The following is an 18,187-nucleotide window of genomic DNA, read 5'->3' on the forward strand; positions in this document are numbered from 1 at the left end:
ACCTCTAAACAAGGTTTCGCCCTTTTAAAGCCTGCCCGTTTAGGGCAGGCTAAGCCTACATTGCATTAATGTAAGCCAATAAACTGCGAACTCGTAACTTATAGCGCTACGATATCCTCTGCTTGAGGGCCTTTGTCACCCTGAGTCACAGTAAATTGAACTTTTTGGCCTTCAGCTAAAGTTTTGAAGCCAGAACCTGAGATTGCGCTGAAATGAGCGAAAACATCAGGACCAGATTCTTGCTCAATAAAGCCAAAACCTTTAGATTCGTTGAACCATTTTACTGTACCAGTTGTAGTAGACATAATAATATCCTATTTATTTCAAGAGTAATTGAAGCCTTGTAATAAGGCCGTTTTGCTGGAAGTGATGCTATTACTTATAAAAACAGGACGAGCTACTAAAGATATAACACTAAAGATAAAACATCGAAATGGTGTGCATAAATATAAGACGTACTTTCAAGCTTAGTAAATTATATACGGCTTTTCGCAGTAGTCAATTATTATTCCTCATAAACAGGATAGTTTTTATAAATAATGACTCAGAAAATTAAATTAGCTTAATGCGTATAAAAAGTACATTAGTGCTGAAAATGACAGATAAAGAGACACGATGTTCAATTAAATCAAACACAAGTGTAAAGTAAAGCAGCTACCAAACGATTTACAAAAGCTACAAATGGGTTAAAAACACTTATTTCTTGAAGAGAAACATTATACAAAAAAGCGATTAAAAAATGAGTATCCCAGAATAAAATTGCTGAAGCCCTGGATCGAAACCAAAGCAATTTTTCACGTGAGCTTTCTGAAAATAAAAGGCAATAAGGCGGCTAGCGACATAAACAGGCGGGTGAATTTGCTCAAGAATGAGATAAAAAATAAGCCTAAAAGCGTTAAAATTAAACGATGAATAAATGCCTCGTGCAATGGTTATATTGAATAAAACTGGAATCCTGAGCAAATTACAGGCAGGTTAAAAATGAGGATGTTATCCGAATTTACCATGATAGCTTCCCGAATTCATATAGTAATGTAATAGTAACGAGGCTATAATCTTGGCTCTTCTTTACCGTAGCAAATCTTACCAGGAACATACAATAAACAACTCCCTGAATAAAAATCGATCACGGCTAGCCCTGGTTTTATTGATGCTACTATCCAGCCCAATGATAATGGCAACTGATGTTCCCGTGATTGCAGCAGCAGCAAGTGTTAAATTTGCACTGCAGGAGATCTCTGAGGCTTTTCAACTGGATACTGGAAAAAGAGTACGTATTAGCTATGGCTCATCTGGTAATTTAACACGACAAATTCAGCAGGGCGCTCCTTTCGAATTGTTTTTATCAGCTAATACCAGATATGTAGCAGAACTTGAGCGGCGGCAAAAAACTCTGGGACCAGGCACTGTTTATGCTTTGGGACGTGTAGCTTTGTTAACTAGCAAAAACTCTTCATTATTGCTTGATGAGCAATTAAATGGAATTAAGCTAGCCTTGCAAAATGGGCAACTGCAACGTTTTGCCATCGCCAATCCTGAACACGCACCTTATGGTATTGCCGCTCGAGACATATTGCAGAAATTAAACTTATGGGTATTGGCACAGCCACATCTAGTATTAGGTGAAAATGCAGCGCAAGCGGCACAATTTGCCAGTTCTGGTGCTGCTCAAGCTGGCTTGATAGCGTATTCTCTGGCACTGGCGCCCACCTTGCAACAGCGTACTCGTTACTTATTAGTTCCGGAGAATCTGCATCAACCACTGCAACAAACAATGGTGCTGTTAAACAATGCCGGTGATACCGTTAAATCATTTTTTCTGTATTTACAGCAGGATAAAGCACGGACTATTTTAACCCGTTATGGTTATACAATTCCCTATAGATAAGCGATGGATTGGCAAGCTTTAAGCTTATCGGTAAAGCTGAGTCTGGTGACGCTAGCATTTTTGCTGCCGATCGGTATTTTTTTCGGTCGCTGGCTGGCGTATCGGCAATTTTTTGGTAAATCATTATTACAAACTGTTTTAGCTTTGCCGCTAGTATTGCCACCTACTGTTCTTGGCTATTATTTATTGGTTGCTTTTAGTCCCAATCAGGGCGTCGGACTATGGCTGGTAAACACTTTCGGTGCTACGCTAGTATTTAATTTTCAAGGATTGGTGCTGGCTTCGATTATTTTTAATTTACCTTTTGCCATTCAACCCATGCAACGCGCTTTTGCAGCTATTCCTAGAGAAATTCGCGAGGCGGCCGCCTGTTGTGGCATGCCCCCAAGGCAAGTGTTATGGAAAATTGAATTACCGCTCGCCTGGCCTGGCATCGTCTCGGCAATGGTGATATGTTTTGCACATACTCTGGGGGAATTCGGTATTGTTCTTATGGTGGGCGGAAATATTCCCGCAGAAACTCAAACTATTGCAATCTCGATTTATGACCGGGTACAGGCTTTTGATGATCATTCTGCCTCGATTATGTCATTCAGCTTATTATTATTTTCCATGCTGACGATTTCAATTACCTACTGGTTAGCTGAGCGAAACCAACACACTCATGTCTGATTCAGCGATTCATATCAGCGTGCAACAATCTCAGCCTATACCTCTGGCTGTAGAGCTGGAATGTCGTGCAGGAGAATTACTGGCACTGGTTGGGCCTTCCGGTAGTGGCAAAACAACGCTGTTGCGAGCTATTGCAGGATTGTATCATCCTGAAAATGGCTCCATACGCTGCCAGGGGGAAATCTGGCAAGACAGTACCCGTAAAATTTTTTTAGCGACTTACCAGCGTCATGTCGGGTTGGTGTTTCAGCATTATGCGCTGTTCCCGCATATGACTGTACTGGAAAATATTCAACAGGCGATCACTCATTTACCAAAATATCAGCGTTATGCAGAGGCGATGAAACTATTAGAAAAGGTTCATCTTGACGGCCTGCAACAGCGTTATCCGAAAAATTTGTCCGGCGGACAACAGCAACGGGTTGCTGTCGCCAGGGCTTTAGCCAGACAACCTAAAGTGTTATTACTGGATGAACCTTTTTCAGCAGTTGATCAGGTCACACGACGCAAACTATACCGTGAACTACGCTCGTTAAGACAGTCGTTAGCCATACCGGTGATACTCGTAACTCATGATCTGGAAGAATCAAGCTTACTTGCGGATCGAATCGCTGTATTGCATAAAGGCGTAGTCTTACAAACAGGTGCTCCCGAGTTTGTCGCTGCTCAACCAAAAACTGCTATCGTCGCACGCTTAATGGATCAACAAAATTTGTTTACCGCTGAGGTACTCACCCATGACCAAGAAAGACAAAAAACCTGCATATATTGGCGAGGCATGATACTGGAAGCAAGCTACCAAGCACAATTTGCAGTGAATGAGCGTATTTGCTGGATGATTCAACCCGCTAATATTCTGTTACATAGACGCGGTCGTCCTGCTAAAGGTGATCGTGAAAACCCCTTACAGGCTCAAATTATTGAATATATCGAAAGTAACGGCCTGGCCAATATGCTGGTGCGTGTTGATAAGGAATTAAGTATCAATATTGTCATCAATGTGCCCTTGCATGTCGCTAAACGTAATTCCTTGGGGCTGCATGAAAAAATCGGTATTTCTTTATTAGCCGAAGGCATACACCTCATGCCCTATCAGACATTACGTCACGAAGTATAAATGAATATTCGACATAGTTTGCGATACGTTTTCCACGAAGATAGACAGCATGCGCAAGAGTTCAACTGATATAGCGAATGCGTGTTATTAAAAAGTATGCAAAACGGATAGTGTGCCCGCGCTAATCTCATCCGTTTCATATACACGTAAATCCATTCTGGTTAAGTCGTGTAGATGTACCTATTGCGGATGGGACTCTGGTTCATATACTGACTGAACCCCGTTGGCCGGATGTTACCTGGCTTCCTCGTGGTCGAGCGATATTTCGTTCACGCTTTCCTGATTATGTCGGTGAGTATGTCAATCATTGCCACATTCTTTTACATCAAGATAACGGCATGATGCAATTAGTGGAAGTTGTCGCGAGTGCAGGAGGCAGTAACGATGTTGCACGCTTTAAAGTTTCCCAATCCAGTATGAGTGCTGAGCAGGTTACAGCTATCTACCCACGTGTCAGCTTATCGGAAGCGTTTGTACAGAGCGGTTCTTTTGTCGATGCTAATTCGGGTATCGGGCAAATATTTCCTGGATTTGATATTCAGTACCAGGATGAAGAGAAGTAATATTCTGCAAGGCACAATAGCCTTTTAGGAGATAAAAGGGAAATATGCTTTATAAATAACTGCCCTTTCATTATAAGAAATTAAACAGGACACCCCCAAAAGGTGTCCTGATATAAATAACGGCAATAGCTAATTATAAAAAACCTTTCAATTTAGCATAATCACTTGCAGCTTTCTCTAAATGAGCTTCAGCAGCGGCTCTATTATCTTTTTGAAGTGCCTGACGCGCTTTTTTCAAGTGTGCATTTGCTCTTTGGCGTTTTGAAACCAGTGAATCAGGCAACATTACTACTTTAGTTAAATCATTTGCCTCTTTGATTAAGTTGATAACGTCATCATTAGTCGCACCGCTTTTAAGCGCATGTTCAGCTGCAGCAATTTTTGTAGACACATTGTCAATGTCTGAAAAGACAGAAGCAAAAGCGACAGAAGAAACGCCCGCTGTAGAAATGGCTAGAAAAAGACTTAAAGCAATATATTTAAAAAATTTCATTCGTTATATCCTTTGTGTTATTTAATATTATTGTAATAAATATATAGTAAGCAACTATATACCGGCTTCGATTCTACCATAATAAAACAAACGTTTAATAGTACAGTAGGATCTAGTCAGGCACGCAAGCTAAAATGACGGTAAGAATATTTGTAAATCAGCACTTGTGTTATAAGTGAGTGCCAATGTTGCACACGTTGTTATTTAATGAAATGCTTCCTGACTTAATGGTAGAACTACGAAGCATACAAACTATACAGTTAGTGTTGCAAAAGTTAGATTCAGGCAACTGATTCTTGATAATCCACAGAAAAATCATGCATAGACTGAATAACTTGTTGCGCATTTTCCTGGTCGTTTAGCTCAAAACTAGTGACACCGACACGGTTTAGATAAAAAACCTGGTCGCGCATAAAATCTCCACTGGCACGAATATCGCCAGTAAATCCATAGCGACTGCGCAATAAGCGTGCATGAGTAAAAGCACGTCCATCGGTAAACACTGGAAAATATAGCTCAATCAATTGAAAGTGAGATAAATCATTGGCGATTTCTTCTAACTCAACATCAGGCTCAAGCCTTAAACCCAGGTGTTTAATCTTGGATAGTTGATTGCGTTCTTGCCTCCATCGGACTAAAGAAACAATTATATAGTCAGCCTTTAAGGGTGTTTCATCGACGATATATACCCAGTTATCCTGAGTTATTTGCTTATCTTTAATTAGTTGCATAGGTTTTCTCCTTGAATGGGCCAATGCCAACACGTCTGACAGTAGCGAGAAAAGGTTCATCTTCATCAATGCGTTGCTCAAGATAGACCTCGAGCAAAATTTTAATGACCGGAGCAATATCTTGTTTACTCACTGCAGGGCCTAAGCGCTCGCCAATCGCGGCATCGTTTTCAGAACTGCCGCCTAGGGTCACTTGATACCACTCTACTCCTTTTTTATCGACGCCCAGAATTCCAATATGTCCTACGCTTTGGTGCGCACAACCATTCATACAGCCAGAGATATTAATTTTCAGATCTCCCAGGTCATGCACGTAATCCATAGAATCCAGCGTTTCATTAATCTCTTTAGCCACGCCAATCGAACCGGCATTAGCCAATGAGCAATAATCCAGGCCCGGGCAACAGATCATATCGGTTGCTTTACCAATATTAGGCGTTGCACAGTTGATAGCATCGAGTTTTTGCCATAAATCAAATAAATCAGCTTGTTTTATATCTGCAAGAACCAGATTTTGACGATGGGTCACACGCACCATTCCAAAACTGTATTGATCGGCCAAATCTGCAATTGTATCAAGTTGGCTTTCGGTGCAGTCTCCAGGAGGGCTATCAGGTGCTTTTAATGAAATATAGGCAGCACGGTAACCATCAATTTTATGTTCCGCAGTGTTGTGCTTGACCCATGTCGCAAAGTCAGCATTATTTGCTAATTTATCGGCATAGCTTGTATCTTGCACTGCATCCAGTTGATAGTTCGGTGGTCTAAATTGCTCCTGTATTTCTTTAATCCGCTCTGGACTCAGTTCAAGCTTATGTTTAATTAAAGCCCATTCTGCGTCTATTTTTTTGCGAATTTTAGCGAGCCCTGCTTCTCTAACCAGGATTTTTATGCGTGCCTTGTACTTGTTATCACGGCGCCCATAGAGGTTATAAATTCGTAATATGGCTTCCAGATAAGAAAGTAAATGTTTCTTCTCTAAAAATGGCTTGATTACCTGGCCAATAACTGGCGTACGTCCTAAACCACCTCCGACAAAGACTTTAAATCCCACTTCTCCATGCTCATTTTGCACCAGATGTAGGCCTATATCATGGAACTGTGTTGCAGCGCGGTCCAATTTGGCTCCGCTCACAGCAATCTTGAATTTGCGTGGTAAATAGGCAAATTCCGGATGAAAAATTGTCCATTGGCGAATAATTTCACAATAGGGGCGCGGGTCCTCCAGTTCATCTATCGCAACACCAGCCAACTGGTCCGATGTTGTATTTCTAAGGCAGTTGCCGCTGGTCTGGATAGCGTGCATTTGCACACTGGCTAGTTCCTCTAGAATATCAGGAACTCTTTCCAGTGCTGGCCAGTTAAACTGAATATTTTGTCGGGTAGTAAAATGACAAAAACCTTTATCATAATCACGGGCAATAGAGGCTAGTTTCCTGACTTGTTTGCTGGACAAGAGACCGTAAGGTCCGGCTACACGCAATAAAGGCGCATGTGTTTGCACATACACACCATTCATTAAGCGTAAAGCCCGATATTTATCGTCAGGTATTTCGCCTTTTAAAAAGCGTTCAGTTTGATCACGAAACTGAACGACTCGTTCGTTGATGAGGGTTTGATCTTTATCGTTATATTGATACATATAAATGTGCTTATACAACCGTGTTTAACAGAATTATTTATCATATACTGCTATCGATTAAATGACAAAGTTAATTATAAAATGCTATTATTAGCGGTTGATTTTTATGTTACTTATCAATAAAAATAATTTATAAATTTAAGGGTCTAGGGGGGTTGTTTTGTTTCGCTTATTATTAGTTTTCGCTGCGCTATTTTGTATGCCGCAGATGGCAATGGCTGAAGAGCAAATTGTCAATTTAGGTCTTACCGGGACCGAGCGCGGTATTTATACCGTGCTGATTTTTATCATCGCCTATGGCTTTGTTATGGCGGAAGAGTTTACCGGCTTACGCAAATCTAAACCGGTTATTGTTGCAGCAGCGATAATCTGGGCACATGCAGCTGTTCTAGCTGCTGAAGCAGGGGTTTCTACCGAAGCCTTGCATCAGGCTTTTGAGTTTAACCTTAAAGAATATGCGGCATTAATGCTGTTCTTGCTGGTTGCCATGACTTATATCAATGCCATGGCAGAACGTAATGTGTTCGAAGCGTTACGCTCGTGGATGATTAGAAAAGAATTTGGCTATAAAAAGCTATTCTGGATTACCGGAATTATTACCTTCTTTTTATCAGCGGTTGCAGACAACCTGACATCTGCTTTATTAGTAGGCGCTGTTGTTTTAGCTGTGGGTAAAGATAACGAAAAATTTATCGCCATTGGTTTTGTTAACCTGGTTGTTGCTGCAAATGCGGGTGGCGCATTCAGCCCCTTCGGTGATATTACTACGTTAATGGTATGGCAGGCGGGTTATGCAGAATTCTTTGATTTCTTCAAATTATTTATACCTTCAGTCGTTAACTATCTTGTACCTGCTTTCTTTATGTACTTAGCAGTACCTGATGAGCAACCGCATGCAACTAATGAAGCAGCGATTAAGCTAAAACCAGGTGCAATTCAAGTTTGTGTTTTATTTGCACTAACCATCGTGACTGCCGTTAGCTTTAAGCAAGTGCTTCATTTACCGCCATTTATGGGTATGATGGCAGGACTTGGTGTATTAATGATTTATGGCTTCAGAATCAAAACCTTATATAGTTCAGGTGAAGGTGAGGAACATGATTCTTTTGATATCTTTGATAAAGTGCGTGACGCAGAGTGGGATACGCTGTTCTTCTTTTTTGGGGTTGTGTTTGCTGTCGGTGGTTTAGGTTATATCGGCTATCTGGAGCTCATCTCTGCAGGTATGTACGACGGACTGGGTCAAACACCAGCTAATATTTTAGTCGGACTTATTTCAGCGATTGTGGATAATATTCCGGTGATGTTTGCGGTCTTAAGTATGAATCTGAATATGGATTTATATCAATGGTTATTAGTCACACTAACAGCAGGTACCGGGGGGTCACTGTTATCGGTTGGTTCAGCAGCCGGGGTTGCTTTAATGGGTTCATCTAACCATAAATATACTTTCTTCAGTCATATCAAATGGACACCTGTGATTGCTTTGGGCTATATCGCCAGTATTTTTGTCCATTATTTAATTAATGGATAAAGACCGGCACAATCAATAAAAATCTGATTGTACATCTCAAGGGAGTAGAGTTTTATATTCTGCTCCCTTTTTTTATTTCCAGAACATTTGTAAATACCCTTGATATGATTAAGCACAGTTGGAAACAATCGTTTTCTGCCTATACGCGCCCTCAGGTAATGGGCATGGCTTTTCTTGGCTTTTCTGCGGGACTTCCTTTTTTACTGGTTTTCTCTACCCTATCGGCCTGGTTACGCGATACTGGTGTCACATTATCAGTTATCGGTTTTTTTAGCTGGGTAGGCTTAACCTATTCCATCAAGGTTATTTGGGCACCGGTTGTGGATAGATTGCCTTTACCTTTTTTAACCAGACTACTGGGTAAACGGCGTAGCTGGATGTTACTCGCTCAAGTAGGTATATCAGCCGGCTTAATGACTTTAGCCGAATTAAACCCGCAGGTACAAATTGAATTTATTGCCGCAACGGCAGTATGGATCGCTTTTTGTTCAGCAACACAAGATATAGTGATTGATGCTTATCGTATTGAAGCCATAGCACCTGAATACCAGGCAGCAATGGCTGCCATGTATGTCTTTGGTTATCGAGTTGCCTTACTGGTTTCCGGTGCAGGTGCTTTTTATATCGCCGAATATATAGGCTGGAATGCGGCCTATTCTGCGATGGCTTTGTGTATGTTTGTTGGCATAGTCGCAACTTTACTAAGCTCTGAACCCAGACATAAGCAAGACAAACAAACCATAAAACTGGAAAGCAAGGTTGAGACAGCATTGGGAGTGCAAGCCCATAAAGGTGCACTGCAACGCTTAAGCGCCTGGTTTTCTGATGCGGTAATTAGCCCATTTGCTGATTTTTTTATTCGCAATGGCAAAATGGCTATATGGATTTTAGCCTTGATAGCGCTGTATAAGATGAGTGATATCACCATGGGAGTGATGGCTAATCCCTTCTATCTGGATATTGGCTTTAGCAAAAAGGAAATTGCTGATATTAGCAAAGTTTTTGGCTTTTTTATGACCATCTTTGGCGCCGCGTTAGGAGGTGTTCTGGTATTACGTTATGGCCTGATGAAGCCTTTATTATTAGGTGCTGTACTGGTTGCGAGCACGAATTTATTATTTGTTCTGCTCGCTCGCTCTGAGCCCAATATCAGTTTACTGGCTATTGTAATCAGCGCGGATAATTTAAGCGGCGGAATTGCGACATCTGTGTTTATCGCTTATTTGTCCAGCCTAACCAATAGTGCCTATACTGCAACACAATACGCATTATTTAGTTCATTAATGACTTTACCCGCTAAATTAATGGGGGGGTTCTCTGGTCTAATTGTTGATAGTTATGGTTATGCGATGTTCTTTTTATATGCTTCCTCAGTAGGATTGCCTGCAATCATTCTGGTGCTGGTATTGATGCGCTTACAACAACCAGTTGATAAAGCCTTATAAACTCAAAACTTTCGTCCTTCAGTTGACAAATAAACTTTGTGTAGGTGAGTAAAAGGTTCACCCAGAAGAGTCAACTGGAGTAAGCGCCACAGGACAATCAAGCTTAAATAAGGCATTCGCCTAGAGCAGATGGCGGTATTTTATTCTACAATATACCAATATTAGGTATATTGTGGAGAGAACAAAAAATGAGTAAGGAACGTGCACGAAATAAAATCTACAACAAGTAATGGAAGCGGGATCTTTAGTCCCGCCATTTCGATGCGGGACTAAAGATCCCGCTTCCAAGTTGACTAAGTTATTTCATGTACATTCCTAAAAGCACCAGCATGGCCCTTGGAACGGGTGCATACATTAGGCCAGCGAAGTGGATAGCCCTTTTATCATATTTGGCTTTCTTCACTCTGTTTTGATTTAAAATTCATTTTTTCAAGTTGGCTTGATCTCGATAAAATATTGCCAAGAAGTAGGGCGCTGCTTTAGCCCGCCGGTATCGCACAATAGTTACGACCTGAATTCGCAATTCGGGACTTGAACATCCCTCTGGAATTTGCAAGCTATTTTTCTAAATCAACTCATAAATTTGACGCAATTATCCGCCTCTCAACAAAAATTTGAGTAAAAGATAGAACAGGATACTGGTGTATCTCTAATTATTATTTAGGCAATTATGCCTTACCCTCATTATCATACACGTCAGCATAAGTGCGCACCTCACACTAACTGTTAAGCCGCTTTTTCATTGAAGGCGGACAGGAAACGAAGTAGCTTTAGCGGTGTGACTGGCATGATAGTCAGCTAGCTGGTGGAAGTCCAGCCTTTGCCCTGTGAGAAGGGAAGAAGTAGGCGAAAGTGTAGTGGTCTAATAATCCTGTACTAAACGATAGGAGTTTATAATAACCCCTTAATCAAAGATGCAGACCAATGAGTAAACGAAAAAGTTATACAACAGAATTTAAACATGAAGCGGCCAGTTTGGTATTAGATCAGGCATATTCCATAAATGATGCTTGCGAAGCTATGGGCGTTGGAACTACAGCAATGCGCCGTTGGGTCACTCAATTAAAAGAAGAGCGTCATGGTGTTACGCCAAAAGGAAGCCGAGCGATTACTTCTGATCAGCAAAAGATTCAAGATTTGGAAAGTCAGATAAAGAAACTAAAGAGGGAGAAAGAGATTTTAAAAAAGGCTTCAGCTCTCTTAATATCAGACGCGTATCAATTCTAATGCTAATTGATGAGTTAAGAGAGCAATACAAACAATGCGAATTATTGCAAACATTTGAGATGAGTCGTAGTAGTTACAACTACCACCGTAAGCATGCAAACAGGGCAGATCCTGAGCGAGACAGGTTAAAATCCAAGGTTATTGCGCTACAAAGCCAGCCGCAGTTCAGCGGGGAGTCGTACCCTTTCTGCTCAATTAAAACAGCAAGGTGAATCTGTTGGACGTTTCAAAGCACGGAGTTTAATGCAAGAAGCGGAGCTGACAAGTAAACAGCCAGGCTCACATCGTTATAAGGTGGCTGAAAAGTCATCAAACATAGCGGATAACCACTTAAACCGTGAATTTTCTACCGAACTGGTTAATCAAGTTTGGTGTGGTGATGTCACCTATATTTGGGCGGGTACAGGCTGGATATATTTAGCATTGGTGATTGATTTAAATGCGCGCCGTATCGTGGGGTGGGCTTGCTCAACTAGTCCTGACTCAGTATTGACTACACGAGCGTTAAAATTAGCTTATGCGGCTAGAGGAGAGCCCAAGAACTTGATGTTTCATTCTGATCAGGGGTGCCATTACACCAGTAAGGTATTCCAGCAGCAATTGTCGGAATATGAGATAACGCAAAGCATGAGTCGACGTGGTAACTGTTGGGATAATGCACCTATGGAACGCTGTTTTAGAAGCTTTAAATCTGAATGGATGCCTAAGACTTTTTATTCATCTTATGAACAGGCAGAGAAAGATATTATGCAATACATCAAGTATTACAATAGCTTCCGTGTACACAGTTATAACAACTATTTAACCCCAACCCAAGCGGAAAAAGAAGCCGCTTAAAAAACCGATCGTTATGTACGAATTTACTTGACCACTACAAAGGTAGGTAGATCGAGAAAAGGGTGACTATCTTACCCAGTGAAGAGCCGTCGGATTTGAGTCGGAGTAACTGCGACTCCTTAAGCTCTAAGCGCTGTAGTAATACAGACGTTATGAACCGAGGGTTTTCGGATGAAGCCATAGTAATCGTAAAATTTGGTGCCAGTGATTTCATGGTGACATGGATGAGGATAAAACATCAAATCAGTGACAGGAAGTTGGAGTTGAAGGGCGGAACACGTAAGTGAACATAAAGACAGGTAATATATTGGTATCTGAGATCAGCCTTTAAAGGAGCAGTTAACTATTTGCGTCGTAAACAGTGAACGAATTGATTGTGCGAGATTATTGAAAGAATACTACTAGAGTATGGCTTGTGGCTATGAACTGCTGAAAGTTAAAACTAGTTTCTATAGGAAGAGCGTAAACAAGGGGAAGGGAGAGCTCTTCTGGTTTGTTTAGGAAAAGGACTGTATAAGTTTTAAAATTGAGTATGTCTTATGTGAGGAGCCGTGTACGGACCCGTACGCACGGTTCTGTGGGCAGACGGGAGCTGCGGCTCCCTCTGACCCGACAAGGTGGAGACAAAATACAAGGCATTCCGACACGGCGTCAAGTCATTTGTGGTAGTACTGCGAAGCCAGTACCGAGCTTGCGATGGTATGGCGAAGCGGTACGGACGCAGGACGAACGCGGGCCGCCGAAGGCATAGACGCCACGCAATTTTTCGCTGCGGAGACCGGACGGACCCCGTCGCAGCTTTCGCGAAAAATAGTGGAGCGCTGAGATGCTCGCAAGTTCAATGTAATCTCGGTCATGACGCAACATAGACCAGATGACTCGTGATATATGTCGCCCCAATGCCCGAACGGCGTTGTTGTGCGTCTTTCCTTCGGAACGTTTTTTATCATAGTAAGCGCGAGATTCAGGCACATAAGCCATGTGACGACAAACTGCGGTCATCATCGCTTTACGAGCTCGGGTATTGACGTGTTTAGGTGATTTAGTTCCTTGGTAGCCTCCAGATTGGTTGTCCAGAGGTGCCATGCCGATATAGATTGAAAAGCTACTCTGTTTCGGAAAGCGGTCTGTAGTACCGATTTCACCCGCCAATTCGGCACTACAGACCAAACCAAAGCCAGGAATCGAATCAATGTGCTGAGCATATGCAGACTTTTGAATCTGTGAGTCGATTTTTGCATCCATGGTTTTAATTGATGCCATCAAGGCTAACAAGCGGCGTGCATCCTCTTGGATCATCGGGCCGACTTCTTCGATTTCATTAGAAAATTCTGCCTGTTTCTGCCAGTCAAGAATGAGGTTGAGATATTTCCGGCCAACCCCTTGAATGGCAAGCAGGCTTTTGGTTTGTAGTCGCATTAATTTTGTCAAATCATCGCGACAAGTTAGAAAGTGCAGAAACCATAGATTATCAATACTTCCTGTCATATCCAAAAGCGTCGGGCAGGTGGCTTGCAGGTCAGGCTGTATACGGTTTTGCAGAGCAACCTTTTCATTGATCAACTGACGTCGCCGCCGTGTCAGACGCTTTAACCGACGATTGGCATCGGGTACCGGTAGCACTGCCTGCAGAACACCTTTAGCGAGCGGCAAATGATCCTGAAGTTGAAACAACTCAAGCATTTTGTGAGTATCAACCAAATCAGATTTTGCGGGTGCGGGAAAGATCTCTTTAAACCGGGCGAGCTTGAGGTTGTTGACGTTGTAAAGCTGATAGCCGTGGCTCTGAATCTGGCTATCCAATGGTCGAGCCCAGCCATTGTAACCTTCCATAGCAACGTCTACAGGTCGGTTGTATAAATACTCTTGCAGCTCAATACGGCTAAAAAAATACTGAAACCCTGCTGGTGTATGCGTAATCGAAAATTCATCCAGAATCCCTCCCTCAGAAAGGCCAATAGCCACATAATGTTCGTGACTACCGATATCAACTGCAACTTGTAAATGGGCTAAATTATGAATGTTCATGACGGCCTCCATAGGTCAACGTTAACAGTGGATACAACACCATCCTGCGTCTCGTCTACTTAGTAGAGCCACAAATGACCCCAAAAAAAGCCACATGAAATCACTCGGCACCATCCCAATAAAGACGTCTCGGACGGCGCAAGTGGCGGGGGCGGCATTTCAAGTTCGAGCCGTTACCCTAAAGTACGACGGACCCCGTGAGCCACACCCCCACCAGGTTCAATTTTACACCCCTGGCAAGATGCTCGCCACTTGCTTTGGAGAGAATTTCAGATTGTTGAATAATCGAAAAAAATTCGGCTTGCACTTGCAGATATAAATATATAGATAACTTTTCCTATAAACATCATATCTATTACTCACTTGTCATTTCTCTCCATAATTCTATAGTAGACCCTCTATTTTTTCGGTACTGGTCATTTTTAATGCATAATATTTTTCTTGGTCACTCAGTTGGATCTTTTTTGCGAGTGCGACTGCCAGTAAAATAAAGTCCAGAAATAACAGGGGTTACCCTCGTAAGGAATAAATAATATAGTTTCTTAACGGGGGGCACCTATAAAATATAATGGTAGATTTCCGTCTTTCCCATGAAAGAAGAACTCTTCTAAAATGATGAGTAGCAGCTTACAAGCTTCATCATATTTGTTCTATATTTTGAGCAATTTCTCATCATTCATATTGGTATTACTATTAGATTGATTGAAGTGCAGTTAATAGCGCCAATAGCGAGGTGATAACAATACCAGAATGGTGAAAATCTCCAGACGGCCAAGTAACATAGCGAAACACCCCAACCATTTGACCGGATCAGAAACGGTTATGAAACTCACTGCAACTTCACCAAGCCCTGGGCCTACGTTGTTGATGCAGGCTGCGACTGCGGCAAAGGCGGATACCTGATCGAGGCCAAACTCCATCATCAGTAACATGATGATGACAAAGGCGACAACATACAGTGAGAAAAATCCCCAAACCGCTTCGATAATGTTTTCTGGCTGCACTTCATTATTCACCTTTACTGGGATATATGCGTCCGGGTGTATCAACCGTTTGATTTCTCTTTCTCCCTGTTTGTAGAGGAATATGACTCGAATGACTTTCAATCCGCCGGCTGTCGAGCCCGCACAGCCGCCGATGAAACCGGCAAACACCAACAAAACCGGAACGACGCCCGGCCACAGATAAAAATCGGTGGTAATGAATCCAGATGTGGTCATGAAGGAAACGGTTTGAAATAGGCCGTGCCGCATGGCGTCCATCAAAGACAACCCCGTAGTTCCTTTGAAGTAGATATGCGTTCCGACCAGTCCGCCGCAAATCAATAGCACAGAGATGTAGGTCAATGCTTCGCTGTCCCTGAAATAGCAAGAAATTGATCGTTTTTGCAATGCCACGAAATGCAAGGCGAAATTGAGGCCGGATACCATCATGAAGAAAATCGCGATGGACTCTAGAACAGGACTGTTGAAGTAACCGAAGCTGGCGTCATGAGTCGAATAACCGCCGTTGGCGACGGTCGAAAAGGAATGGGCGATGGCGTCGAACCAATCCATACCGGCGAGTCGATAACAAATTGCACAGACCACAGTGATAAAAAGATAAATGGTCCATAATGCCTTGGCGGTCTCGGTAATGCGTGGCTTCAATTTCGCATCCTTGACCGGTCCCGGCACCTCCGCCCGATATAACTGCATGCCGCCGATACCGAGGATGGGTAGAACGGCCAACGCCAACACAATGACGCCCATACCGCCCAGCCATTGCAATTGTTGCCGGTAAAACAGGATCGATGGTGGCAATTGGTCTAACCCTTCCAGTACTGTGGCGCCTGTGGTGGTAAAACCGGAAACCGATTCGAATACAGCATCTGTAAAACTCATATTCGGGGTATCGGCTAGCTGAAAGGGAACCGACCCAATGGTGCCCAGAATCATCCAATAAAAGGCCACAATTAAAAAACCGTCCCGGTGGCAGAATGGATGCTTTTCTTTGCGTAATGGAAACCATAGCAACAAACCGATTGTCAGAATGATTAAAAAACTTTGCCAAAATAAATGTTCATTATCATCATGAAAAATGAACGAAACTAGCAACGGCGTGAACATCGTGAAACTAAACAAGATCAGTAATAGGCCGATGCTTCTGAGGACGACTTTAGCTTGCATAAGAATAGTGTAATTTCGTATTAGAGACGTTGAAAATAGCCTTCAATATATTTAATCAACATTTTATCGAGCGCGAACATGACGATGTGGTCGCTTTCTTCGAAAACGGTATCATGATGAATAGGGATTATCTTTCCGAGCCGGATTAACGAACCAAGCACTACGCCTTCGGGTAGCTTCACCTGTTCTACTGTCAGGCCGACCACGGAGCGCATCGCGCCGTCTTTGTGGGCGACCGCCTCCAATGCTTCGGCGGTTCCGCCGCACAGCGAACTGACTCGTGCGACATCGCCTTTGCGTACATGTTTCAGAATACTGCCCAAGGTTTCTTGATTCGGCAGAACGACGACATCGATATTGGTTTCTTCGACCAGCTTAACGTAAGCGCTATGATTGAGCAGACAAATGGCTTTTTTGGCGCCCAGTTTTTTTGCTAAGGCGGCTGAAATGATGTTTGCGCCGTCATTATTGGTCACCGCGCAAAACAAATCGGTTTTTTCGATCATTTCATCCAACAGAAGATTCTCATCGGTGCTGTCACCGTGCAGCAAGGTGGTCTTTTTCAGATCGACCGAGATGTTCTTGATGCGATTAAGATCCTGTTCGATGACTTTGACTTGATGCTCGTTCTCCAAAGCCATAGCCAAGCGCTTGCCGACATGTCCTCCACCGGCGATCATGACGGTTTTGATAGGCTCTTCCAAAGTATGGAGTTCGGTTAGCACTTTACGAATTTTCTCTCTGGGAGAAACGAAGAAGACCTCATCACCTTCTTTAATGATGGCTTCACCATTGACCAATATCGGTTCACCTTCCCTGAATATTGCGACAACGCGAATTTTTCCGCTGGTCAATCGCTCCTTCAGATCCTTGATTCGTCTTTCTGTCAGAAAGCCTTGTGTAGCCGCTTTGATCGAGAACAGTCTGACCATGCCATTGGCGAAGGAAGAGATATGTTTAACACCCGGAAACTTGATCAGGTTATGAATGGCTTGCATCACGATCTGTTCGGGACTGATCACAATGTCAATGGGAATGCCGCCGGGACGAAACAACTCAGGATGCTTTAGATAGTCAATTGCTCTGACTCTGGCAATGGTTTTCGGTTTGCTATAGAGTGTATTGATGATCTGGCAGGCGAGCATATTGGTTTCGTCCTGATCCGTGACGGCTATGACGATATCAGCATTTTGCACACCGGCTTGTTCCAATATACTGGGATGGCCGGCATTGCCCGTTACCGTGGCGATATCCAAACGCTCTTTCAGGTTAGCTAGCAAATGAGTTTTGGTATCTATTACGACAATATCATTTTCTTCACTGGCTAATGCGGTGGCAACAGATGAACCAGTCACTCCGGCCCCTAATATAACAATTTTCATTTCTCGTAATTATGATGTAAGTGTTTTGATAAAAAAATAGTTGACACCCTCATTAGCGGCCTCTGGCATAATTAAAGCGACTAGAGCAACATAAAAAGGGATAGCAACATAAACCTTAAAAGTCCGCACCGCATAGAAATTAATTCGCAATTCATTCGTTTTTTTTCTTTGATTTTCTAAACACTAGTTCGCTGACGGTTCCCCTCGACAGAAAATATACGTTGTGCAAAATTGATGGAATTCGTATTTGTTGACTTTCATGAAATAGTTATAAATCCCGCAAGCAAGTAATAAGGATTGTTGAAGATCTTCTTGGGTGCTAATGATTTAGCATCGATAGTCTGATCTATGAAATAAAACAAAAATCACTCGTAAAGAAAAATAAACCAAAATAAACGCACGAAATTTTCTATAGTCGGATATAAACAGCCTAGAAATGAGATCTGTGCATGAAAGTATT

General features: G+C 42.5%; 13 protein-coding genes and 1 pseudogene. 7 read left to right on the forward strand and 7 right to left on the reverse strand.

Translation table 11 applies throughout. The features are described 5' to 3' along the window. Positions 1 to 98: 98 nt before the first annotated feature. Positions 99 to 305, reverse strand: a complete 207-nt coding sequence (locus AU255_RS01250) for a cold-shock protein (RefSeq protein ID WP_080521187.1) — start codon at positions 303 to 305, stop codon at positions 99 to 101. Between the two features lie 752 nt (positions 306 to 1,057). Here AU255_RS01250 and modA point away from each other — a divergent pair. From modA to AU255_RS21010, 4 genes are all read left to right on the forward strand, one after another. Beyond that, the gene (gene modA / locus AU255_RS01255; RefSeq protein WP_233144521.1) at positions 1,058 to 1,888 is read left to right on the forward strand and encodes a molybdate ABC transporter substrate-binding protein; all 831 of its coding nucleotides are present in this window, start codon (positions 1,058 to 1,060) and stop codon (positions 1,886 to 1,888) included. Positions 1,889 to 1,891: 3 nt separating this feature from the next. Then, positions 1,892 to 2,560, forward strand: a complete 669-nt coding sequence (gene modB, locus AU255_RS01260) for a molybdate ABC transporter permease subunit (protein WP_080521189.1) — start codon at positions 1,892 to 1,894, stop codon at positions 2,558 to 2,560. Then, a complete protein-coding gene (locus AU255_RS01265) occupies positions 2,553 to 3,677 on the forward strand; it encodes an ABC transporter ATP-binding protein (protein WP_080521190.1) in 1,125 nt (374 codons plus the stop codon). Before modB ends, AU255_RS01265 begins: the two co-directional genes overlap by 8 nt. 140 nt (positions 3,678 to 3,817) lie before the next feature. Then, positions 3,818 to 4,240: a multicopper oxidase domain-containing protein gene (locus AU255_RS21010; RefSeq protein WP_080521191.1), complete on the forward strand. Its 423-nt coding sequence runs from the start codon at positions 3,818 to 3,820 to the stop codon at positions 4,238 to 4,240. A 133-nt stretch (positions 4,241 to 4,373) separates the two neighbouring features. Here AU255_RS21010 and AU255_RS01275 read toward each other — a convergent pair whose 3' ends face one another. The 3 genes from AU255_RS01275 to AU255_RS01285 all read right to left on the reverse strand — a co-directional run bounded on the left by AU255_RS01275 (position 4,374) and on the right by AU255_RS01285 (position 7,106). Next, positions 4,374 to 4,733, reverse strand: coding sequence for a hypothetical protein (locus tag AU255_RS01275; RefSeq protein ID WP_080521192.1), 360 nt, complete (start codon positions 4,731 to 4,733; stop codon positions 4,374 to 4,376). A 281-nt stretch (positions 4,734 to 5,014) separates the two neighbouring features. After that, complete coding sequence (locus AU255_RS01280; RefSeq protein WP_080521193.1) at positions 5,015 to 5,464, reverse strand: DUF934 domain-containing protein; 450 nt, start codon at positions 5,462 to 5,464, stop codon at positions 5,015 to 5,017. Beyond that, complete coding sequence (locus AU255_RS01285; RefSeq protein WP_080521194.1) at positions 5,451 to 7,106, reverse strand: nitrite/sulfite reductase; 1,656 nt, start codon at positions 7,104 to 7,106, stop codon at positions 5,451 to 5,453. The genes AU255_RS01280 and AU255_RS01285 overlap by 14 nt, the downstream gene beginning before the upstream one ends. A 199-nt stretch (positions 7,107 to 7,305) precedes the next feature. Here AU255_RS01285 and nhaD point away from each other — a divergent pair, with 199 nt between their 5' ends. The 3 genes and pseudogenes from nhaD (at position 7,306) to AU255_RS01300 (ending at position 12,149) form a co-directional block, all read left to right on the forward strand. Beyond that, positions 7,306 to 8,640, forward strand: coding sequence for a sodium:proton antiporter NhaD (gene nhaD, locus AU255_RS01290; RefSeq protein WP_143735935.1), 1,335 nt, complete (start codon positions 7,306 to 7,308; stop codon positions 8,638 to 8,640). A gap of 104 nt (positions 8,641 to 8,744) precedes the next feature. After that, positions 8,745 to 10,085: an AmpG family muropeptide MFS transporter gene (locus tag AU255_RS01295; protein WP_198942510.1), complete on the forward strand. Its 1,341-nt coding sequence runs from the start codon at positions 8,745 to 8,747 to the stop codon at positions 10,083 to 10,085. Positions 10,086 to 11,009: 924 nt separating this feature from the next. Beyond that, positions 11,010 to 12,149: pseudogene (locus AU255_RS01300) on the forward strand (IS3 family transposase). Positions 12,150 to 12,800: 651 nt separating this feature from the next. Here the strand turns inward: AU255_RS01300 and AU255_RS01305 are convergent. The 3 genes from AU255_RS01305 to trkA form a co-directional block, all read right to left on the reverse strand. Then, positions 12,801 to 14,177 (reverse strand): IS110 family RNA-guided transposase, encoded by a 1,377-nt coding sequence (locus tag AU255_RS01305; RefSeq protein ID WP_198942511.1) that lies wholly within the window; start codon positions 14,175 to 14,177, stop codon positions 12,801 to 12,803. Between the two features lie 713 nt (positions 14,178 to 14,890). Then, entirely contained in the window at positions 14,891 to 16,345 is a 1,455-nt protein-coding gene (locus AU255_RS01310; RefSeq protein WP_080521196.1) for a TrkH family potassium uptake protein, read from the reverse strand. 20 nt (positions 16,346 to 16,365) lie between these two features. Further along, a complete protein-coding gene (gene trkA / locus AU255_RS01315; RefSeq protein WP_080521197.1) occupies positions 16,366 to 17,727 on the reverse strand; it encodes a Trk system potassium transporter TrkA in 1,362 nt (453 codons plus the stop codon). Positions 17,728 to 18,187: the final 460 nt, after the last annotated feature.

It is taken from the genome of Methyloprofundus sedimenti (genome assembly GCF_002072955.1).
Lineage (GTDB): Bacteria > Pseudomonadota > Gammaproteobacteria > Methylococcales > Methylomonadaceae > Methyloprofundus > Methyloprofundus sedimenti.